The organism is Sphingomonas qomolangmaensis, from assembly GCF_024496245.1.
Taxonomy (GTDB): domain Bacteria; phylum Pseudomonadota; class Alphaproteobacteria; order Sphingomonadales; family Sphingomonadaceae; genus Sphingomonas; species Sphingomonas qomolangmaensis.
Map to the genome: position 1 here is coordinate 804574 of NZ_CP101740.1, position 20584 is coordinate 825157.

The 20584-nt window shown below is 66.1% G+C and carries 17 protein-coding genes, 1 tRNA gene and 1 pseudogene; 9 read left to right on the forward strand and 10 right to left on the reverse strand.

Annotated features, from left to right (window positions below):
- The first annotated feature begins 37 nt into the window (after positions 1–37).
- Positions 38–919, forward strand: coding sequence for a 4-hydroxy-tetrahydrodipicolinate synthase (gene dapA / locus NMP03_RS03860; RefSeq protein ID WP_256507218.1), 882 nt, complete (start codon positions 38–40; stop codon positions 917–919).
- 143 nt (positions 920–1062) lie between these two features.
- Here the strand turns inward: dapA and NMP03_RS03865 are convergent, their stop codons facing one another.
- Positions 1063–1596: a fasciclin domain-containing protein gene (locus tag NMP03_RS03865; protein ID WP_256507997.1), complete on the reverse strand. Its 534-nt coding sequence runs from the start codon at positions 1594–1596 to the stop codon at positions 1063–1065.
- A 224-nt stretch (positions 1597–1820) separates the two neighbouring features.
- Here NMP03_RS03865 and smpB point away from each other — a divergent pair, with 224 nt between their 5' ends.
- The 8 genes from smpB to NMP03_RS03905 all read left to right on the forward strand — a co-directional run bounded on the left by smpB (position 1821) and on the right by NMP03_RS03905 (position 12058).
- Positions 1821–2303, forward strand: a complete 483-nt coding sequence (gene smpB / locus NMP03_RS03870) for an SsrA-binding protein SmpB (RefSeq protein ID WP_256507219.1) — start codon at positions 1821–1823, stop codon at positions 2301–2303.
- 1 nt (position 2304) lies between these two features.
- Positions 2305–2880, forward strand: a complete 576-nt coding sequence (locus NMP03_RS03875) for a DUF2062 domain-containing protein (protein WP_256507220.1) — start codon at positions 2305–2307, stop codon at positions 2878–2880.
- Between the two features lie 70 nt (positions 2881–2950).
- Entirely contained in the window at positions 2951–5020 is a 2070-nt protein-coding gene (locus NMP03_RS03880; protein ID WP_256507221.1) for a M13 family metallopeptidase, read from the forward strand.
- 311 nt (positions 5021–5331) lie between these two features.
- Positions 5332–7710 carry a hybrid sensor histidine kinase/response regulator gene (locus tag NMP03_RS03885; RefSeq protein WP_256507222.1) on the forward strand — a complete coding sequence of 793 codons (2379 nt, stop codon included), beginning with the start codon at positions 5332–5334 and terminating at the stop codon, positions 7708–7710.
- Positions 7711–7749: 39 nt separating this feature from the next.
- A complete protein-coding gene (locus tag NMP03_RS03890; RefSeq protein ID WP_256507223.1) occupies positions 7750–8094 on the forward strand; it encodes a response regulator in 345 nt (114 codons plus the stop codon).
- Positions 8095–8352: 258 nt separating this feature from the next.
- Complete coding sequence (locus tag NMP03_RS03895) at positions 8353–8661, forward strand: hypothetical protein (RefSeq protein ID WP_256507224.1); 309 nt, start codon at positions 8353–8355, stop codon at positions 8659–8661.
- Positions 8662–8834: 173 nt separating this feature from the next.
- Positions 8835–9929 (forward strand): recombinase RecA, encoded by a 1095-nt coding sequence (recA, locus tag NMP03_RS03900; protein WP_319937621.1) that lies wholly within the window; start codon positions 8835–8837, stop codon positions 9927–9929.
- 509 nt (positions 9930–10438) lie between these two features.
- Positions 10439–12058, forward strand: coding sequence for a DUF5597 domain-containing protein (locus NMP03_RS03905; protein ID WP_256507225.1), 1620 nt, complete (start codon positions 10439–10441; stop codon positions 12056–12058).
- A gap of 158 nt (positions 12059–12216) precedes the next feature.
- Here NMP03_RS03905 and NMP03_RS03910 read toward each other — a convergent pair whose 3' ends face one another.
- The 9 genes and pseudogenes from NMP03_RS03910 to mreC form a co-directional block, all read right to left on the reverse strand.
- Positions 12217–12888, reverse strand: coding sequence for a potassium channel family protein (locus NMP03_RS03910; protein ID WP_256507226.1), 672 nt, complete (start codon positions 12886–12888; stop codon positions 12217–12219).
- The gene (locus tag NMP03_RS03915) at positions 12881–14212 is read right to left on the reverse strand and encodes a TrkH family potassium uptake protein (protein ID WP_256507227.1); all 1332 of its coding nucleotides are present in this window, start codon (positions 14210–14212) and stop codon (positions 12881–12883) included. The genes NMP03_RS03910 and NMP03_RS03915 overlap by 8 nt, the downstream gene beginning before the upstream one ends.
- Before the next feature lie 3 nt (positions 14213–14215).
- Positions 14216–14605: a hypothetical protein gene (locus NMP03_RS03920; RefSeq protein ID WP_256508174.1), complete on the reverse strand. Its 390-nt coding sequence runs from the start codon at positions 14603–14605 to the stop codon at positions 14216–14218.
- A 68-nt stretch (positions 14606–14673) separates the two neighbouring features.
- Positions 14674–15623: pseudogene (locus tag NMP03_RS03925) on the reverse strand (SLC13 family permease); the annotation flags it as partial.
- A 330-nt stretch (positions 15624–15953) separates the two neighbouring features.
- Positions 15954–16029, reverse strand: a tRNA-Lys gene (locus tag NMP03_RS03930).
- A 92-nt stretch (positions 16030–16121) separates the two neighbouring features.
- Positions 16122–17234 (reverse strand): rod shape-determining protein RodA, encoded by a 1113-nt coding sequence (gene rodA / locus NMP03_RS03935; RefSeq protein ID WP_256507228.1) that lies wholly within the window; start codon positions 17232–17234, stop codon positions 16122–16124.
- Between the two features lie 10 nt (positions 17235–17244).
- The gene (mrdA, locus tag NMP03_RS03940) at positions 17245–19191 is read right to left on the reverse strand and encodes a penicillin-binding protein 2 (RefSeq protein WP_256507229.1); all 1947 of its coding nucleotides are present in this window, start codon (positions 19189–19191) and stop codon (positions 17245–17247) included.
- A complete protein-coding gene (gene mreD / locus NMP03_RS03945) occupies positions 19188–19697 on the reverse strand; it encodes a rod shape-determining protein MreD (protein WP_256507230.1) in 510 nt (169 codons plus the stop codon). The genes mrdA and mreD overlap by 4 nt, the downstream gene beginning before the upstream one ends.
- The gene (gene mreC, locus NMP03_RS03950; protein ID WP_256507231.1) at positions 19694–20575 is read right to left on the reverse strand and encodes a rod shape-determining protein MreC; all 882 of its coding nucleotides are present in this window, start codon (positions 20573–20575) and stop codon (positions 19694–19696) included. The genes mreD and mreC overlap by 4 nt, the downstream gene beginning before the upstream one ends.
- Between the last annotated feature and the right edge of the window lie 9 nt (positions 20576–20584).

Sequence of the window (20584 nt, forward strand, 5' to 3'; positions counted from 1 at the left end):
TCGCCCCCGAATTACCTCTGATCGGCAGTTTCATTCCATGTTTTCCGGTTCCATCACGGCGCTCGCCACGCCGTTTCGCTCTGGCCGCTTCGACGAGCCGCAATATCGCGCGCTGATCGACTGGCAGATCGAGCAGGGTTCGTCGGGGCTGGTGCCCTGCGGCACCACCGGCGAAGCCGCGACGATGTCGATCGAGGAGCATAATTATGTGCTGTCGGTGTGCATCGATCAGGCGGCGGGCCGCGTGCCGGTGATCGCCGGTTGCGGCTCGAACGACACCGCGGTCGCGCTCGACCATATGCGCGCCGCCAAGGCAGCGGGCGCGGCGGCGGCGTTGCTCGTCCCGCCCTATTACAACCGTCCCAATCAGGAAGGCGTGTTTCGCCATTTCGAGAAATTGGCGAGCGAGGGCGGCCTGCCGATCGTGCTGTACAACGTCCCCGCGCGTACCGTCACCGACATCCAGGTCGAAACGATGGCGCGGATCGTCGCGGCGTTCCCCGAGGTTATCGTCGGGGTGAAGGACGCGACCGGGGTGCTCGCGCGCGTATCGATGCAGCGCGCGGCCTGCGGTGAGGGTTTCGTCCAACTGTCGGGCAATGACGACACCGCGCTCGCGTTCATGGCGATGGGCGGGGCAGGGTGTATCTCGGTCACCGCCAATGTCGCGCCGCGCTTGTGCGCCGATTTCCAGGCGGCGTGCCGAGCGGGCGATTACACGGCGGCGCTGGAGCTGCAGGACCGGCTGTTTCCGCTGCATTCGGCGCTGTTCAGCGATGCGTCGCCCGGGCCGGTGAAATATGCGCTGTCGAAGGTGCGCGCGGGGTTTCCCGACGAGTTGCGGCTGCCGATGACGCCACCGTGCGATGCGTCGAAGGCGTTGGTGGACGCCGGGCTGGAGCATGCGGGGCTGGTGTGATCGCTCCCCTCCCTGGCAGGTAGGGGTTGGGGGTGGGTAGGGTCCGGGGGTACCGCTTCCGCGCACTTCGTCGCGACCGTATCGCGAGCACCCGACCCACCCCCGGCCCCTCCCTTCCAAGGAGGGGAGAGAAGGCCCTTACATCACGGCATCAACACGCCATCGACCACATGGATCATCCCGTTGGACTGGCGGACATCGGCGATGGTGATGTTCGCGGTGCCGCCCTTGGTGTCGGTCACGGTGTAGCCGCTGCCTGCCTGGCGGAAGGTGAGCGATCCGCCCTGCACCGTCGGAACCGTGGCGCTGCCGCCGCCGGCTGCCACCAGCGCCGCGACATCAGCCGCCGAGACCGCACCCGAGACGACGTGATAGGTCAGGATGCTCGTCAGCGTCGCCTTGTTCTCGGGCTTCACCAGCGTTTCCACGGTGCCTGCGGGCAGCTTGGCGAAGGCGGCGTTGGTCGGCGCGAACACGGTGAAGGGGCCGGGGCCGCTCAGCGTATCGACCAGCCCGGCTGCCTTGACCGCTGCCACCAGCGTAGTGTGGTCGGGCGAGTTCACCGCGTTTTCCACGATCGTCTTGTTGGCGTACATCGCCGCGCCGCCCACCATCGGGTTGGCGGTTTCCTGTGCGCTGGTTTCGCCCGCCGCCATCGGCGCGGTGCCGTCGGGCATTGCGCAGGCGCTCGTGCCGACCAGCATCGTCGCGGTCAGCAGCATCGTCTTGAAGGTCCGCAGCATAGAATATCTCCTGGCGTCGCCCGTCGATCGGGCTGCTCTCAAGATACGCAGTCGCCTGGGCTGCGGGATGGTGCCGATCGGTCATATGGGCCAAATCCCGTGTCGGTCGAGCACGGTCCCTTTCGTTCCGCCGTTACAGCGCCTATGTCCCGCATCCCATGGCCCGCCCCCGTCCCATCGAATTCGACAAAGTGAAGACCGTTGCCGAGAACCGGCGCGCGCGCTTCGAATATTTCATCGACGACGTGTACGAGGCAGGGATCGCGCTGACCGGCACCGAGGTGAAGGCGCTGCGCGGCGGCGAGGGCACGATCGCCGAAGCCTATGCCGAGGTGAAGGGCGACGAGATCTGGCTGATCAACGCCAACATTCCCGAGTTCAGCCACGGCAACCGCTTCAACCACGAGCCCAAGCGCCCACGCAAATTGCTGCTCAAGGAGCGCCAGATCAACAAGCTCCACGGCGCCGTCGCCCGCGATGGGATGACGCTCGTGCCGCTCAGCGTCTATTTCAACGCGCAAGGCCGCGCCAAGGTCGAGCTGGCGCTCGCCAAGGGCAAGAAGGTCCATGACAAGCGCGAGACGGTCAAGGATCGCGATTGGAAGCGCGACCAGCAACGCATCTTGCGCGACCGCGGCTGAGGTGGCGCGCAAGCAGGGCGACAAGGACTGGCTGGCCCGGACCATCGCGGCGAACGTCCCGACGCGCGAACAGCTGGAATCGAACCGCTTCCTGCGCCCGGTAGCGCACCGGGTGCTCGCCCCCGAACTGTGGCGCTTCACGCGCCGTTCTGTTCCAAGCGGTACCGCGCTCGGGCTGTTCGTCGGCATCTTCCTGATGATTCCCGGGATCCAGATGGCGGGCGCCGCGCTGCTGGCGCTGCCCTTCCGCGCCAATGTCCCCGTCGCGGTGGCGATGACCTTTCTCAGCAACCCCGCGACCACGCCCTTCATCCTCTATGCCTCGGTATGGCTGGGCAATTTCCTGCTCGGGCGGAGCGCCGATGCGTCGGGGTTCATGGCATTGGTGAATGCGCATGCCAGCATCGCCGAATGGGCCGCCTGGCTGTTCTCCGAGGCAGCGCCAGCGTTGATGCTCGGGCTGTTCGTGATTTCGGCGGGCTCGGCTTTGGTCGGCTATTGGGGTGCGGTGCTGTTCTGGCGGTTGCGCGTCGCCGCCAAGTGGAAGATCCGCCACATCCGCCATCACCACGACTGAGCCGCGTGCGTTGACGCAGCGTGTCAGCGGCGTAAGACGCTCTGCAACGACATAACTTCAGAGGTTGCCCATGCGTATCACCGCCCTGTCCGCAGCATTGCTCGCGGGCGCCGCCACCCTTGCCGGTTGCGCCACCACTACCGCTTCCGGACCCGACACCGCCGCCGCCGTGACGGCTGCTCCCGCCGCTCAGCCTGCCGCTGCCCCGCGCTACGGCGCGTTCGGCTTCGATGCTGCGGGCATGGACCGCTCGGTCGCGCCCGGCGACGATTACTATGCTTATGCCAATGGCGGCTGGGCCAAGGCCACGCCGATCCCCGCCGACAAATCGAACTATGGCCTGTTCAACGTCCTCGACGACCAGGCGCGCGAACAGACGCGCGCGATCCTGGAGGAGCAGAAGGGCATCGCCGGATCGAAGATCGGCACCGCCTATGCGACCTATCTCGACCAGGCGGCGATCGACGCCAAGGGCCTCGCCCCGATCCAGCCCTGGCTCACCAAGATCAAGACCGTCCGCGACAAGCCGGGCTATGCCGCATTGGTCGCCGAGGCGCAGCGCAACGGCGTCGACGGTCCGATCGGCACCTATGTCGGCATCGACGACAAGAACCCGACCAGCTACGCGGTGAATATGGGCCAGTCGGGGCTCGGCATGCCCGATCGCGATTACTACCTGTCGGCCGACGCCAAGCAGGTCGAGACGCGCGCCGCCTATCTCGCCTATCTCACCAAGCTGCTGACGCTGGCGGGCGAAGCGAACCCGGCACAGCGCGCCGCCGCGCTCCTGGCGTTCGAGACCGGCATCGCGCGCGTCCACTGGACGCGCACCGAAAGCCGCGACAGCGAGAAGACCTACAACAAGACCAGCCTTGCCGACCTGGCACGGACGGCGCCGGGCTTCGACTTCGCGCGCTATCTGCAGGCCGCGGGTACCCCGGTCGACACGCTGATCGTCGCCCAACCGAGCGCGATCGCGGGCACCGCGAAGCTGATCGCCGCGACCCCGATCCAGGTGCTGCAAGACCAGCTGATCGTCCGCTCGCTCGAGAATTTCTCGGGCAGCCTGCCGAGCGAGATCGACCGGACCGTCTTCGCCTTCACCGGCACCACGCTTGCCGGCACCCCCGAACAGGAGCCGCGTTGGAAGCGCGCGGTGAACTTCACCAATCGAGCGCTGTCGGACGAAGTCAGCAAGCTCTACGTCGACCGCCACTTCCCCGCCTCGACCAAGGCCGCGGCCGACGAGCTCGTCAAGAACGTGATCGTCGCGTTCGACAAGCGGATCGACAAGCTCGACTGGATGGACCCCGCGACCAAGGTGAAGGCCAAGGCCAAGCTCGCCGCCTTCACCCCCAAGATCGGCTATCCCGACCAGTGGCGTGATTATTCGTCGCTCGACATCCGTTCGGGCGACGCCTTCGGCAACGCGCTGCGCGCCAATCACTGGGCGTATCAGGACAATATCTCGAAGCTCGGCCAGCCGATCCGCAAATGGGAATGGGGCATGACCCCGATGACGGTGAACGCCTATGCCAATTTCGGCATGGTCGAGATTGTCTTCCCCGCCGCGATCCTCCAGCCGCCCTTCTTCGATCCCAACGCCGATCCCGCGGTCAATTATGGCGGCATCGGCGCGGTGATCGGGCATGAGCTCAGCCATCATTTCGACGACCAGGGGTCGAAATACGATCTCGAAGGCCGTCTCACGACCTGGTGGACGCCGCAGGACGTCGCGCGGTTCAAGCAGCGTTCGCAGGCGGTGGTCGCGCAATATTCGGCGTATGAAGGCATGCCCGGCGTCAAGGTGAACGGCGAACTGACGCTCGGCGAGAACATCGCCGACCTCGCCGGCCTCACCATGGCCTATGACGCCTATCAGGCATCGCTCGGCGGCAAGCCCGCCCCGGTGATCGAAGGCTTCACCGGCGACCAGCGCTTTCACCTAGGCTGGGCGCAATTGTGGCGCCGCAACTATCGCGACGCCGAGCTTCGCCGCCGGCTGCTGACCGATCCGCATTCGCCCTCGGAGCAGCGCGTCGCGGTCGTGCGCAACCTCGATCCCTGGTATGCGGCGTATGACGTGAAGCCGGGGGCGCAGCTGTATCTCGCGCCCAAGGATCGTATCTCGATCTGGTGATGGGGGTGGGGGCGTCTTCGAGGCGCCCCCAGCGCAGGCGTGACGAGCCGGTGCCGCCATCCCGACCCACTGACGGCACCCCAGCGAAAGCTGGGGTCTGCGCGGCAGGTGGATCGTTCGCCAACTGGGAGACTCCAGCTTTCGCTGTAGTGACGTGGGTTTGGGCTGGGCCGGGTGGGCCGCTCCTCGACCGGAGACCGTGGGTCGCGCGAAGCTGACGTGTAATCGCACGAAGGCGAGAAACCCACCAACCACGTCGCGCCGCACCCCATGTGCTTGACGCCCCGAAACCCCGGGCCCAACACGCCGCGATGGCATCGCTCGCACCTCCCGACCCGCAATCCCCCGCGACCCGCGCGACGCTGATCGCGGGCGGGGCGGGGGTGCTCGCCGCGCTTGTCGTCTTCCTCGTGCTCGGAGACTGGCGCGTCGCCGCCGCCTTCCTCGCCACCGCTATCGTCCTCGGTGGCGCCGCGTTAGCGTTTCGCGCCGCGCGGCCCGCGCCGCTCGCGCCAGCGCCTACGATCGACTGGTCGGTCGCCAACGCGCTTGCCGCCGCGAGCGCCGATGCGCTCGCGGTTACCGATCGCGACGGCAAGCTCGTCTGCGCCAACCGCGCCTATGAAAAGCTGTTCGAAGGCCTGCCAATCCCGCCCAATCTGCCGATCGATCCCGCCGCCGCGGCGGCGCTCGGCACCACCGGGCGCGCCGCCTGGCGCGATGGCGAGAGCGAGGCGACGCTGACGCATGGCGGCGCCGCGCTCGACATCGGCATCGTGCGCGCGGGCGACGACATGCTGGTGTGGCGGTTCGCGCGCGCCGCCGACGCGGGATCGGCGGTCGATCTCGATCCGTTGCTCGGCGGTAAGGTCGGCGATCGGCTGGCGAGCGCGGGGATCATGGTCGCGTCGCTCACGCCGCAGGGCCGGGTGCGCGCCGCCAACCGCGTGCTTCGCCTGCGCGCGATGGGGCAGGCCGATGCCGCGATCGAGGGCCGCGATTTCGCGCGCTTCCTCACCACCGACAGCAGCGGGCTGCTGCGCTTCGAACGCGAAGGCGCCGCGGGCAATCCGCTGCGGCTGTTGCAGGTGCCCGTCAGCGCGCAGGACGACGCGCCGCTGGTGGTGGCGCTGCTCGACGAGGAGGAATCGGGGCTTCCCGCGGCGATCGGATCGAACGTCACCGCGCATGTCCGCGCGCTGGTGTCGCTGCTTCCCTTCGGCATGGCGCTGGTCGATCGCGAGGGTCGCTTCGTCCATATGAACGACGCCTTCGTCCGCGCCGCGGGGATCGCAGCGGGCCCGCCGCCGCTCTATCCCGGCGACCTGGTGGTGCGCGAGGACAAGGGCGCGCTGGCCGACGCGATCCGCCGTTTCTCGGGCGGTGCGGCGCATTCGGCCGACATGCAGGTGCGGCTTGCGGGCCGCCCCGACGAACCGATCGCGCTGACGCTCGCGGGCGCTCGCGGCCTGGGCGAGGCCGCGGTGCTGATCAGCCTCAAGGAAACGGGGCAGGAGGGCGAGCTCAAGCGCCAGGTCGCGCAGGCGATCAAGATGCAGGCGGTCGGGCAGCTCGCGGGCGGCGTCGCGCATGATTTCAACAACATCCTCACCGCGATCATCGGCCATTGCGACCTGATGCTGATGCGCCATTCGCCCGGCGACAGCGATTATGACGACATCCAGCAGGTGCGCGCCAATTCTAACCGTGCCGCTGCGCTTACCCGTCAGTTGCTCGCCTTCTCGCGCCAGCAGACGCTGCGCCCGCAGACGCTGCAATTGCCCGACATTATTTCCGAAGTGTCGAACCTGCTCACCCGGCTACTGGGCGAGACCGTGCGGCTCGACGTCAAGCATGGCCGCGGGATCGGCGCGGTGCGCGCCGATCCGGGGCAGCTCGAACAGGTCGTCGTCAATCTGGCGGTGAACGCACGCGATGCGATGCTCGCCAAGAACCCCAATGGCGGCGGCACGCTCACGATCGAGACGCTCGCAATCACCGCTGCCGAGGTCCGCCGGATGGACGACGACGTGCTGCCGATCGGCGATTATTCGGTGCTGCGCGTCAGCGATACCGGTACCGGCATCCCGATCGAGGCGCTGTCGAAGATATTCGAACCCTTCTTTACCACCAAGGAGATCGGCAAGGGCACCGGGCTCGGGCTTTCGACGGTGTATGGCATCGTCAAGCAATCGGGCGGCTATATCTTCGCCGAATCGCCGCCGGGGCAGGGGGCAGTCTTCACCATCTATCTGCCCGTCCACACCGCGACCGAGGCGCCGGTGAAGCCGCCCCCCAAGCCGGTGCGCAAGGCCGATACCTGGGGCACCGGTACGATTCTGCTGGTCGAGGACGAAGCGATGGTGCGCGCGGTCGCCGAGCGCGCGCTGACGCGGCAGGGCTATAAGGTGCTCACCGCCGAGCATGGCGAAGCGGCGCTCGATCTGCTGGCCAATTGCGATCGCCCCGATCTGCTGATTTCCGACGTCGTGATGCCGATGATGGATGGCCCGACGATGGTCCGCCATGTGCGCGCGCGCTATCCCGACCTGCCGATCCTGTTCATGTCAGGCTATGCCGAGGAACAGTTGCGGCGTTCGATCGACCTCGACAATGTTGCGTTTCTTCCCAAGCCCTTCTCGGTCCAGCAACTCGCCGAGGCAGCGCGCGCTGCACTGCTAACCGATTGAGACTTGGCGAAACCGCCATGTTCTGCCTATGACCCGCGCATGACCGAACGCCAGCGTATCCTGATCGTCGAGGACGAGCCCCTGATTGCCATGATGCTCGAGGATTTCCTCGACGCACTCGACCGCGATGTGGCGGGAACCGCCGAGACCGTGACCGCGGCGCTCGAGCTGGTGAACGCCGGCGGCGTCGACGCCGCGATCCTCGACGTGAACCTGCGCGGCGGCGAAAAGAGCTGGCCGGTCGCCGACGCGCTGGCGGCGGCGGGCATTCCCTTCGTGCTGGCAACCGGCGGCGACGTGCTGGCCGACGACCATCGCAACCGCCCGGTTTTGTCCAAGCCCTTCACGATGGACGGCGTCGAGAAGGCGCTCGATTCGCTTTAAAGCTTTGAAGGCACCATTGTAGGGCTCCCCTCGCTGAAAGGGAGGGGCTGGGGGTGGGTCTGTGCCTGGCGTATGCTGTCACCGGCTGCGCGTCAGGGACTCGCAACCACCCCGTTCGCTTCGAGCGAAGTCGAGGAACCGCCCTGTCACACTCGGCACGCGCTTTCCCCCACTCCCAAAGAAGCAGCCAACCCGGCGCAAGCCATAGCCGCGCCACAATCGGGCTCAACGATCACGTTTCCCTAGAGGAAGCCCGCCATGCTCGAACTCCTCGCCAACCTCCTCCAGGCAGCCAACCCGGCGAGCGCCCCGCTGATGCGTATCGACATCCTCGATCGCTGCGCTGCCCCCGCCGGCGACGAAATCATCGTTTGCGGCGATCGCAACGCCAACGAACGCTTCCGCCTGCGCCCGCTGCGTGGTGACACGGCGGGATCGTCTGCGCTACCCAAGGCAGAAATCCTGCTGTTCGGCGATACCCGCGCCGCTGCGGAGGTCGAAGCAGAACAGATCGGCCCCGGCCTCACCAGCCAGCGCATGATGCTCCGCCTCAAAACCCCCTTCTGACTTCGCCCCTCTGTGGAAGCGAGCGACTGGAGGTGCGTCGGTTGCGGTAACGGCGGGCCTCGCCCCGAACGCACTCCGAAGTTCACCTCTTGTTCTTGCGGAACAGACCATATACATAACCATCATGCGTTGAACGGTTCGCGCGGTTGTTCTAGCGATAGGGGGGCTCCAACATGGCAGCACAACTCAAGGTGATCGACAGCAAGATGGCAGCTTCCACCGACAAGGTCGCGGGCGACCGGCAAAAGGCGCTCGACGCCGCACTCGCGCAGATCGACCGCGCATTCGGCAAGGGCTCGGCGATGCGGCTGGGCTCGAAGGAGGCGATGCAGGTCGAGGTGATCTCGACCGGATCGCTCGGGCTCGACATCGCCTTGGGCGTCGGCGGCCTGCCGCGCGGCCGGGTGATCGAAGTTTATGGTCCCGAATCGTCGGGCAAGACCACGCTGGCGCTCCACGTGATCGCCGAGGCGCAGCGCGGCGGCGGCACCGCGGCGTTCGTCGATGCCGAGCATGCGCTCGACCCGGTCTATGCCAAGAAATTGGGCGTCAACATCGACGAGCTGATCGTTTCGCAGCCCGACACCGGTGAGCAGGCGCTCGAGATCGTCGATACGCTGGTGCGCTCGAACGCAATCGACGTGCTGGTGATCGATTCGGTCGCCGCGCTGGTGCCGCGCGCCGAAATCGAGGGCGAAATGGGCGACAGCCATGTCGGCCTCCAAGCGCGGTTGATGTCGCAGAGCTTGCGCAAGCTCACCGGCTCGATCAGCCGCTCGCGTTGCATGGTGATCTTCATCAACCAGCTGCGGATGAAGATCGGCGTGATGTACGGCAACCCCGAGACGACGACCGGCGGCAACGCGCTCAAATTCTACGCCTCAGTCCGCCTCGACATCCGTCGCACCGGCCAGATCAAGGACCGCGACGACATCGTCGGTAACGCCACGCGCGTGAAAGTGGTCAAGAACAAGGTCGCGCCGCCTTTCAAGCAGGTCGAATTCGACATCATGTATGGCGAGGGCATTTCCAAGATCGGCGAAATTCTCGACCTCGGCGTCAAGGCCGGCCTCGTGGAGAAATCGGGTGCGTGGTTCAGCTACGACAGCGTCCGCGTCGGCCAGGGCCGCGAGAATTCGAAGAATTATCTGCGCGAGCATCCCGAAATGGCCGACAAGCTCGAAAAGGCGATCCGCGCGCGCACCGACAAGGTCGCCGAGGAGTTGATGGTCGGCCCCAGCGCCGAGGACGATCTAGACGACGAATGATTCGGGAGGGCAGGGGCCTTGTGCGCATCGCGCGCGGCCCCTGCTGAGCTGCCGACGGCAGCGTGCATGCTTTGAGAGTATACCATCGGATAAATGTTGGCGCCGGCGCCGGCGCCGCCTGAGACAGGCGGGGATCGGCTATCGCCTGCCTTCTTTGGCACCTTCCGAAGGCAGATGGGACATGTGCGGCAAAGGTCGAGACTGCCCCTGCTAACCCAGCAGCTTCTGCACCAGCACGACGGCCGATACTGCGATCGTGGCGGTGCCGTCGGCTCCGCCAGTCGTCACCGGTCGCGGGCAGGCGGTGAACCGAGGCACGCGCGAGCCATCCCGCGATACGCCTATTCATCGTCGGCGATCCGACGGTCGCGATCGCTGCGGCCTGTGCGAGCCGGGATTACTGCTCGCGCGGACGATGACAAATGCCTAGCGTGTCCGAAATCAGCGCGTCGCGGGGCGAACGCGGCATGGGGAGCGGCGGGGGAGCGATGAGCAGGGCGATAGGTCGCGTGGGCGCAGGTATCGCGATATGGGCGCTGGCGACGGTCGGCGCGGCCCAAGGGCGCGACGCCGCGCTGCCACGTATCGCGGCGGAGAATGGTCGGCACGCGTTGATGGTCGATGGCGCGCCGTTCTTGATGCTGGGCGTCCAGGCGAACAATTCGAGCAACTACCCTGCAATGCTGCCGCAGGTTTGGCCGATGGTCGAGCGGGTGCACGCCAACACGCTCGAAATTCCGGTCGCGTGGGAGCAGATCGAACCGGTCGAGGGACAGTTCGACTTCAGCTATCTCGACGCGCTCCTGCCGCAAGCCCGCGAACGCGGTGTACGGCTGGTGCTGCTGTGGTTCGGCACGTGGAAGAACACCTCCCCAAGCTATGTGCCCGCTTGGGTGAAGACCGACAATCAACGCTTCCCGCGGATGCGCACGAAAGCGGGCAAGGCGCATTATGCCTTGTCGCCGCATCACCGCAGCACGCTCGAGGCGGACAAGAAGGCGTTCGTCGCGCTCATGCGCTATCTGAAGGAGCGCGATCCGCAGCACACCGTCATCATGGTTCAGCCCGAGAACGAAGTGGGTGTCTATGGCCAGAATCGCGACCATTCGCCCGAAGCAAATCGTCTGTTTGCGGGGCCGATCCCGCAAACCCTGGCAACGGCCACCGGCAAGCGTGGCAGTTGGACGCAGGCGTTCGGCGATGGGTCCGAGCAGGCGTTCAACAGCTGGTACACCGCGCGCTACATCGACGAGATCGCGGCTGCCGGGCAGGCGGTCAAGGATCTGCCGATGTTCACCAACGCGGCGGTGGGCGATCCCTTCGCCGCGCCGGGCAAGGCTGGCGGCGCCAGCGGCGGACCCGATTGGCAGGTGATCGACGTTTGGAAGGCCGCTGCGCCTCATATCGATGCCGTGGCCCCCGATCTGTACGGGCGCGAGGCCAAGAACTATATCAGGTTCCTCGACCATTATGATCGCCCCGATAACGCGCTGATCGTTCCCGAAACCGGCAATGCTACCGAATTCGCGCGCTTTCTGTGGCCGGCGCTAGGGTATAATGCGATTGGCTGGGCGCCGTTCGGGATGGACGAGACAGGATATTACAACCATCCGCTGGGCGCGATCGCGCTCGATCGCGCGACCATCGAGGCATTCGCATCCAAATATGCGCTGCTGGCGCCGATCGCGCGCGGGTGGGCGCGACTGGCCTATCGGCATCCGACCTGGGGCACCGCCAAGGGGGCACCCGACGAGCAGCAGTCGAAGGTGCTCGGTCGCTGGCGGGTGTCGGCCCAATATGGCGAGTGGCAATTCGGCAGCCTCGATTCGCCCTGGCTGAAGGCGTCGCCGCCGCCGACCGCCGACCAACCCGTCGGCGGTGCCGCGGTGATCCACATTGCCCCCGATCAGTTCCTGGTAGCGGGCAGCGACGTCCGCATCAGCTTCGGGATGGCCAGCGAAAGCGCTTCGGCGACCGGGCAGATGCTGCGGGTCGAAGAGGGGAGCCTGGCGGATGACGGCAGCTTCCGCTTCCGCCGGATGTGGAACGGCGACCAGACAGATTATGGACTGAACTTCACGCACCAGCCGGTGTTGCTGCGCGTCACGATGGGAACCTACCGGCCATGATCATGCCGGGCGCGCTGCGCCTGACGCCTCTGCCGTCGGCCTGGGCGGCGCTGCCCGCTTTATCCGTCCTTGCGCTCCCCACGGGCAGCGAAGCGCCCAGGTGCAGTCGCTCGGCCGGGTGACTCCTGGGATCACGAAGCCGATGCGCCTCGGATCGATCAGGTAATCGCGGCGAATGCCTCCACCTTGTTGGTCGGTCCGGACACGATGAGAAGATCCCCCTTTTCGACGATCGTTTCGGGGGTGGCATGGGTGAAGTCGGTCATCGCCCGTTTGACACCCACGATCGTGACGCCGTGTTTGCTGCGAAGCGCGGCCTCCGCCAACGTCTTGCCGATCGCCTCCGAAGGGGCTCGTGTTTTGACGATGGCGAAGCCGTCATCGAACTCGATGAAATCGATCATCTTTCCCGTGACCAGATGCGCGACCCGCTCGCCCATCGTTGCCTCGGGATATACGACGTGATGTGCGCCGGTCCGCTCTAGGATGCGACCGTGCTTGTCGCTGATCGCCTTTGCCCAGATGTCGGGAATGTTGAGTTCGCTCAAGGCCAGGACTGTGAGCACGCTTGCCTCGACATCGCTGCCGATGCCTACGACCGCGTGATCGAAATCGGCGGCGCCCAGCCGCCGCAGCGTGTCGGTGTTGGTGGCATCCGCCTCGACGACGTGCGTGAGACGTTCTGCCCACTCGTGAACCAGATCCGCGTTGCGATCGATGCCGAGGACTTCATGGCCGAGGCGTGCGAGCGACAGCGCAACCGAGCTTCCGAAACGACCCAGTCCGATGACAAGGACGGCGTTGTTTCCGGGGGATGTGAATTTAGCCAACGATAGGGCGCTCCTGCGGATAACGGAAAGGCCGCCGGCCGCGTTGTAACGCCAGGGCGGTTGCGACGGTAATCGTCCCCACCCGACCGATGAACATCAGGACGATGAGGGTTGCCTGGCCGCCGGGGGGCAAGGCCGGCGTGATCCCCGTCGAAAGGCCGACCGTGGCGAATGCTGAAATCGTCTCGAAGAGGATGGCGGACAGGTCGAATTGGGAAACGCTGAGCAGGATCAGCGTCCCGGTCGAGATTGCGGCGAGTGCGAGTAGCAACACGGTCAGAGCCTGGCGTTGCACGTCGGACGATAGTCGCCGCCCGAAAGCCGTGGGATCGGGTTCACCGCGAATTTCCGCCCAGACGACAATCCCCAGGAGGAAAAATGTCGTTACCTTGATCCCGCCCGCGGTACCCGCGCTGCCACCGCCGATGAGCATGAGGAAGTCGCTCACAAAAAGCGTCTCGGGGCGCATCTGCGCGATGTCGAGCGAGTTGAACCCCGCCGTCCTGGTGACCACCGAGTGAAAGCTTGCAGACAGCAGCTTTCCGCCAAGATCAAAGGCACCGAGTGTCTTCGGGTTGCTCCATTCGAAACCCAGGACCGCGACGACGCCGAGGATCAGCAGGATGGCATATCCCAGGAGCGTGATCTTGGTGTGAAGTGACCATTTGTCCGGAGCGAAGAGTTCCCGCCGCAACTCGTAGATGACCGGGAAGCCGATCCCACCGATCACCACCGCCACCATCAACGGGACCAGGACGAGCGGGTCGAGCGCGAAGCCGATGACGTTGTCAGCGTAGCGTGCGAAGCCGGCGTTGTTGAACGCCGAGATCGAATGGAACGCACCGTTCCACAGCGCCTCTCGCAGCGGTTGATCATAGCCGAAGTGGAACCGCAGGGCGAGTGAAGCCGCGATGACAAGCTCGACGACGGCGGTCGTGATCAGGATCAATCGCAATACCGAGGAAACGTCGCCAAGCGAGAGGGTCTTGGTTTCTGCCTGCGCGATCAGCCGACGGTTGAGCCTCAGGCGGCGGGTCACCAAAAGACCGAGCATCGTCGCACCCGTCATGATTCCAAGCCCGCCCAGCTGGATCAAAAGCAGGATCACGCCTTGCCCAGAGGTAGACCAATAGGTTGGCGTGTCGACCACGATCAGGCCGGTTACACAGACGGCAGAGGTGGCGGTGAAAAGAGCAACCAGGAAAGGTGCTGACGCGTCCGCGGATCGAGCGAACGGAAGCATCAATAGCGCCGTTCCCACCGCGATGGCGAACAAGAAGGCGAGTGGCACCAGGCGTGCTGGATGCTGGATCGAGCTGAGCATCGACTAGGCGCTCGGGGAACCCGGTCCGCGCAGGCCGACGCATTCGAATGCCTTCGCGACGGCCCGCCCGCGCTCGACCATCAGGATTTCGGGCCGGTCCAGTCGGTATGCCGCGATCGCCATGTCTGCCGAGGGAGCGACCTTATGGGTAAGCCATATAGCTTCCCGCTTTGGTGCTCGGTTTTTGCCGATGACCGCGCCGCAGGCGACGCCATTAAGCGTGACGTCCATGGCTTCGATGTCCGCCGCGAAGGGCTGCGCGGGTGGTATCGGGGCGTGGTCCGCTTTCCCCTCAACCCTCTTTACGGTCGGTGCACACCGCTGCGCGAGGCTCTTCGTCGCCGCCTCTTCTCCAGGCTGTCCGAAGCCGCCGATGATATACGAGGTAAGCACTGCGACTGATTAGACCTTCTCGCGGGTTGCGCAACTGGTGAGGGCGCCGGCTCCGCCAGCCGGGCTCGGAATGGAATGAAGGGGGTGATGGCGACGATCGCGACCGCAAAGGTGAGGAGGTTGAGCGGCACCCCCACGCGTACGAAGTCCATGTGGCGATATCCGCCCATTTGGTAGACGATGACGTTGGTTTGGTATCCAAACGGGGTAGCGAAGGCGAGGCTGGCGGCCATCATCACCGCGATCAGGAACGGGCGCGGGCTGACGCCCGGGCTCTCGGCCAATGCTACCGCGATCGGGGTGACAAGGACCGCCACGGTCGCGTTCGACAGCAATTCGGAGCACCGTGGTCGCCGCATACAACACGATCAATGCCCATAACCGGCTGATTTCATGCATCGATCCGATCAGCACCCCGGTAGCGGCGTCGGCAAGCCCGCTCTCCTCCATCGCGATTCCGACCACCACCATTCCGGCGATCAAAATGAGAATGTCGGGCTTGAGCCCGCCATACGCATCGTCAGCGGTGATGACGCGCAACAGGATCAGTAGCACCGCCGGCAAAGGCAGATGCCGCGATCGGCGCGATGTTCAGCGTGGCGAGCGTGATCGCGGCGATGCATACGGTGAGCGCGGTCGCGGCGTTGGCAGGCTGGAACGGGCGCGGCTCGGCGAAGACCTCGGCATGTCCGACCTGCACGCCGCCGACCTGCACGCCGCCGACCTGCGCGTCGTCGATCGCCGCCCTTGCCGCCGAAACATCGGCTTCGATGGTGGCTGGCTCGGGCATCAGCGCTTCGATCGCGCCCCGCATCAACCTGCCGCTGAAGAAGAATAGGTACAGCCCACCCGCGATCGCGGTGGCAAGCGCAGCCGGCGCGATCTCGAACAGGCCGAACCGCGGCTGGTCCGCAATCCGCGCCATGTCGTCGACGAGGAGATTGGTCGAGGTGCCGATCAGCGTGCAGCAGCCCATCAGCACCGTGGCGGAAGCCATTTCCTGCCCAGCACGCATGGGGCCGAACCGGCGGACCTTATCGAAGCGCAGGTGCAAGGGGGGCTTCGGCCATAGCGAATGGCCGGTTCCGATGAAGCCGTGGTAATGGTCCGGCGGGTGGTTGCGCGGAATATGCTGACACGCAGGCGTTCCGACAAGGCCCCCGTAGGTAGCGAGCCGGCAATCGCAGTTGGGAATGCAGTGTTCGCCGGCATCCCGGCCGTTTAAGCGACGGTGTAGCGGGGTAGATGCCTCGATGGGCTCGGTCGGTCCGGGTGCGCCAACCGTCGCATTGTGGCGGTTAGGGGCCGAGGATGAACGCCGCTCGCAACGGCTGTGCATTACAGAATATGGTGGACGCACTTGGGCTCGAACCAAGGACCCGCTGATTAAGAGTCAGCTGCTCTACCAACTGAGCTATGCGTCCATACCCTGGCAAATTCCGCGGTTTGGTGCCGCTTTGCGTTCGGGAGGCGCGCCACTAACATTGCGGATCGGGGATGGCAACACCTTATCTCGCTACCAGCTCGGTTGGCGGGTCGAGGCGCGGTTTATCGACATCAGGATGCCGACGCAGATCAGCGTGGTCATCTGTGCCGAGCCGCCAAAGCTCACCAGCGGCAGCGGGATGCCGACCACCGGGGCGAGCCCCATCACCATCATCAGGTTGATCGCGACATAATAGAAGATCGTCGTCGCGAGCCCGGCCGCGGCGAGCCGCGAGAAGCGATCGGGCGCGCGGTGCGCGACGTTCATCCCCCAGCGAATCAGCAACATGAAGGCCAGGATCAGCAACAGTCCGCCGACCAGCCCCCATTCCTCGGCCATCGTCGCGAAGACGAAGTCGGTATGCCCCTCGGGCAGGTAATCGAGATGGACCTGGCTGCCATTGCCGAACCCCTTGCCCAACAGCCCGCCCGAGCCGATCGCGATCTTCGACTGGCTGATGTGATAGCCGGTGCCGAGCGGGTCGTTTTCGGGGTTCAGGAAGATCAGCACGCGGTTGCGCTGATAATCGTGCAGCAGGTAATTGACCGCGAGCGGGATGAAGAGCGCGAGGCCGAGCGCACCGCCGATGAACAGCCGCAGCGGGATGCCGGCGAGAAACATCACCACCACCCCGCCGCCGGTGATCATCAGCGCGGTGCCGAGGTCGGGCTGGAGCATCACCAGCCCCGCGGGCAGCCCGATCAGGATCGCCGCGGGCCAGATCGCACCGAATTTGCGCGTCTCGTTGGGGGGCAGCATGTCGTAGAATTTGGCGACCGCCAGGACGATGAACGGCTTCATGAATTCGGAGGGCTGGAGGCGGATCGGGCCGAGTTCGAGCCAGCGCTGGCTGCCACCGCGGACCGCCCCCAGCATTTCGACCCCGAACAGCGCCGCCAGCGTGATCGCATAGCCCGGCAGCGCGATCGCCCCCCAGATGCGCGCCGGCACCCAGGACAGCGTGATCGCCATGCCCATGAAGATGCAGAAGCGCAGCGCCTGCGACGACGCCCAGGGGGTCACGCTGCCGCCTGCCGCCGAGAACAGCACCACGGTGCCGAAGCCGCCGATCGCGGTGAGCAGCAGCAACACGCCCCAGGGGAGGCGGGCGACGGGGGCGGGGACGAGCTCGCCCAATCTCATGGCGCGCGCCTCATTCGGTATTGCCGCTGGGCGGGGTAGCCGTGTCGGCGGCGGGGTCAACCGGCGCGGGGTTGGCGCGCGCGGCGCGATAGGCGTCTGCCTTCACCGCCATCCGGGTGCGAATGTCGCCGCCCCAATTTTCCTCGAGCACCGCGAGCGAATCGAGCGCGCGCTGGCGGTCGAACAGATAGGTCAGCACGTCGCGCGCGACGGGGGCGGCGGCGCCCGATCCCGACATGCCGTGTTCGATCACCACCGACACCGCATAGCGCGGCTGCTCTACCGGTGCGAAGCCGATGAACAGCCCATGGTCGCGATATTTCCACGGCACGTTCATGCCGCCGCGCGCGCCGCCAGCGATCCGCCGGACCTGCGCGGTGCCGGTCTTGCCGCCCATGCGGATGCCGTCGAGCTGGAGCCGGCTGCGCACCGCCGTGCCCGCGCCGTTGACCACCTCGTCCATCCCCGATCGGATCAGCTCCATCCGTTCGGGCGGCACGTCGAGCATCGGCGCGACGATCGGGGTGTCGGCAAGGATCCGCGGCACCAACCGGCGACCCGACGCGATGCGCGAGGTCTGCACCGCGAGCTGCAACGGGCTGGTGAGGATATAGCCCTGGCCGATCGCGGCGTTGAGCGTGTCCGACGGGGTCCATTTCTGGTCGTATTTGCGCAGCTTCCACGCGGGATCGGGGATCGTGCCGTAGCGCTGCGAGGGGAAGGGCAGCGGATATTCGGCGCCCAGGCCCAGTTCGCGCGCTGCCGCGGCGACCGCGTCCATCCCGACTTCGCGGCCCATGGTGTAGAAATAGGTGTTGCAGCTGCGCGCGATCGCGCGGTGGAGATTGACCGAGCCGTGGCGCCCAAGGCAGCGGAAGAAACGATTGCCCAGCTGATAGCCACCGCCGCAATAGACGGTTCGGTCGGGATCGATGCCAGAGCGCAATGCCGCCAGCGCGGTCGCCGGCTTGAAGGTCGATCCCGGCGGATACAGGCCCTGCAGCGCCTTGTTGGTAAGCGGCAGGTGATCGTCGCTCGACATCATTCCCCATTCGATCTGGCTGATGCCGTCGGAAAAGCTGTTGGGGTCATAGGCGGGCATCGACGCCATCGTCAGGATGCTGCCGTCGAGCGTGTCGATGACCACCACCGTGCCCGATTCATTGCCCAGCCGGCGCGCTGCATACTCCTGCAGGCCGGCATCGATCGTCAACCGGACGGTCTTGCCGGGCACGTCGCGCCGCGTTTCCAGGTCGCGGACCGGGCGGCCGCGCGCGGTGACCTCGACGCGCTTGGCGCCGGGCGCCCCGCGCAGCGTCGATTCGAGCGCCTTTTCAAGGCCATCCTTGCCGAGCTTGAAACCGGGGGTGAGGAACAGCGGGTCCTTGGTTTCCTTATACTGGTCGGCGGTCGCGCCGCCGACATAGCCGACCAGATGCGCCACCGCCGCGCCGCTGGGATAATTTCGCGCATACCCTTGGGTCGGCGCGACCCCGGGCAGTTCGGGCTGGCGTACCACGACCGAGGCATAGCGGTCCCAATCGAGATTTTCGGCCACCGGCACCGGGGTGAAGCCGCGCGCATTCTGCAAGTCGCGGCGGATCCGATTGAGCGCTTCGGTATCGAGCGCGAGCAGCTGGCTGAGCTTGCCCAGTGTGCCTTCGGCGTCGGTCAGCCGTTCGGGGATCAGGTCGATGCGGAAATCGGTGCGATTGTTGGCGATCGGCGTGCCCGCGCGGTCGACGATCCAGCCGCGCCGCGGCGGCAACAAGGTGAGGTTCACGCGGTTGCTCTCGGCGAGCAGTTCATAGCGCTCGTTCTCGGCCACCGCGATCCACGCCATGCGGCTCGCGAGCAGCACGCCGACCCCCGCCTGCATGAAGCCGAGCATCGTGGCGCGGCGCGAAAAGCTAAAGCTTTGCGCGGCTTCGGTGACGATCTTGATCGGCCCGCTCATGGCCGCCCCCGCTGGTCGATCGCGGCGCACATACGCGAGATGAGCGGATACAGCGCGACACTCAACGCTAGCTGAAGCAGCAGGACGGTATCAACATGCGCGCCGAGCGGCGACGCGATGAGCCGGCCGGCGATCAGGCAGAAGCCGATGGCGCCGGTCGCGAGAAGCCAGTCCTGCCAGAAATCACGCCACACAAGGCGGCTATCTAACACTTCGATCGCCAGAAAGCACGTGGTCCATAGCAGCATCGCGCTGCCCAGCGGTTGGCCGCTCAGCAGATCGTCGAACAGCCCGAGCGGTACCGCGACCCAGACCTTGAATACGTCGGGACGCAGCAGCCGCCAGCCGAGCAGCACCATCAGTCCGAAGGGGGGCATCCACGGGATCGTCGATATGACGGGGAACAACACCATCAGCGATCCGAGCATCACCGTGATCGGCGCGAGCCGCTTGGACCGGACCGGCGCGTCGGGCTCGGCGAAGCCGGTGCGCAGCGGCTCGTTCATTTGGGCGCCGATTCGGGCTTGGGCGCGGGCGGCGGGGGCGGCAGATAGGGGCGCTCGACCACCGCGAAGTCGAGCCGGTCGGGATCGGCGAGCGGTCGCGCCTCGGCAAGGTCGCGGGTGTTGCGCAGCACGCGCGCGACCGGGATCCCAGGCGGATAGATGCCGCCGGTGCCAGAGGTGACGAACAGGTCACCCGCGCGGAACGGCAGGTTGGCGATCGTCGCCGAGCGGATCTCGAGCAAGCCGTCGCCGCGGCCGGTGACGATGCCGGGCACCCCGTCGCGCGTTCGCCGGACGGGCACGATGCTTTCGGGATCGACCGCGAGCAGCACCCGCGCAGTGTTGGGGCTGGTCTCGAGGATGCGGCCGATCAGCCCCTCAGGTCCGCGCACGGGTTGGCCGGTACGGACGCCCTGCCAATAGCCAGCGTTCAGCGTGGCATAGCGCCGCGTGCTCGACGATGACGCGTTGACGAGCCGCGCGACCGCCACTTGCTCGGTGCCGCGATCGCGAACCGCGAGCAACCGCCGCAGCCGGGCATTCTCGAGCACCAATTGGCGCGCCTTTTCGACCAATGCGCGGTTGCGCTTGATATCGGCGCGCATCCGGCGGTTTTCTTCGATCACGCCGAAATATTCGCCGATCCCGCGCGGAATGCCGGTGATGCCGCGGCGCATGCCGTGCAGCCCGCTCGATACCGGTGTCGTCAACTCGCGCAGCGCGCCGCGGACGATCGCATAAGCGGGCGGGTTGAGCGTCGACAGCACGAGCAGCACCGCGCCGAGCAGCGCCCCCAGCGCGGCCGCGACATAGCCGATGAACAGCACATATTGCGCCCGCCGCGAAAATCCCGGGCGCCGGTTACGTTGCGGCGCCATGTCGTCCCC

Excerpts from the sequence above, each read along its gene's own strand:
- dapA (WP_256507218.1), top strand. The coding sequence starts at position 38 with ATGTTTTCCGGTTCCATCACGGCGCTCGCCACGCCGTTTCGCTCTGGC.
- NMP03_RS03865 (WP_256507997.1), bottom strand. The coding sequence starts at position 1,596 with ATGCCCGACGGCACCGCGCCGATGGCGGCGGGCGAAACCAGCGCACAG.
- smpB (WP_256507219.1), top strand. The coding sequence starts at position 1,821 with ATGGCCCGCCCCCGTCCCATCGAATTCGACAAAGTGAAGACCGTTGCC.
- NMP03_RS03880 (WP_256507221.1), top strand. The coding sequence starts at position 2,951 with ATGCGTATCACCGCCCTGTCCGCAGCATTGCTCGCGGGCGCCGCCACC.
- NMP03_RS03885 (WP_256507222.1), top strand. The coding sequence starts at position 5,332 with ATGGCATCGCTCGCACCTCCCGACCCGCAATCCCCCGCGACCCGCGCG.
- NMP03_RS03890 (WP_256507223.1), top strand. The coding sequence starts at position 7,750 with ATGACCGAACGCCAGCGTATCCTGATCGTCGAGGACGAGCCCCTGATT.
- NMP03_RS03895 (WP_256507224.1), top strand. The coding sequence starts at position 8,353 with ATGCTCGAACTCCTCGCCAACCTCCTCCAGGCAGCCAACCCGGCGAGC.
- recA (WP_319937621.1), top strand. The coding sequence starts at position 8,835 with ATGGCAGCACAACTCAAGGTGATCGACAGCAAGATGGCAGCTTCCACC.
- NMP03_RS03915 (WP_256507227.1), bottom strand. The coding sequence starts at position 14,212 with ATGCTCAGCTCGATCCAGCATCCAGCACGCCTGGTGCCACTCGCCTTC.
- rodA (WP_256507228.1), bottom strand. The coding sequence starts at position 17,234 with ATGAGATTGGGCGAGCTCGTCCCCGCCCCCGTCGCCCGCCTCCCCTGG.
- mrdA (WP_256507229.1), bottom strand. The coding sequence starts at position 19,191 with ATGAGCGGGCCGATCAAGATCGTCACCGAAGCCGCGCAAAGCTTTAGC.
- mreD (WP_256507230.1), bottom strand. The coding sequence starts at position 19,697 with ATGAACGAGCCGCTGCGCACCGGCTTCGCCGAGCCCGACGCGCCGGTC.
- mreC (WP_256507231.1), bottom strand. The coding sequence starts at position 20,575 with ATGGCGCCGCAACGTAACCGGCGCCCGGGATTTTCGCGGCGGGCGCAA.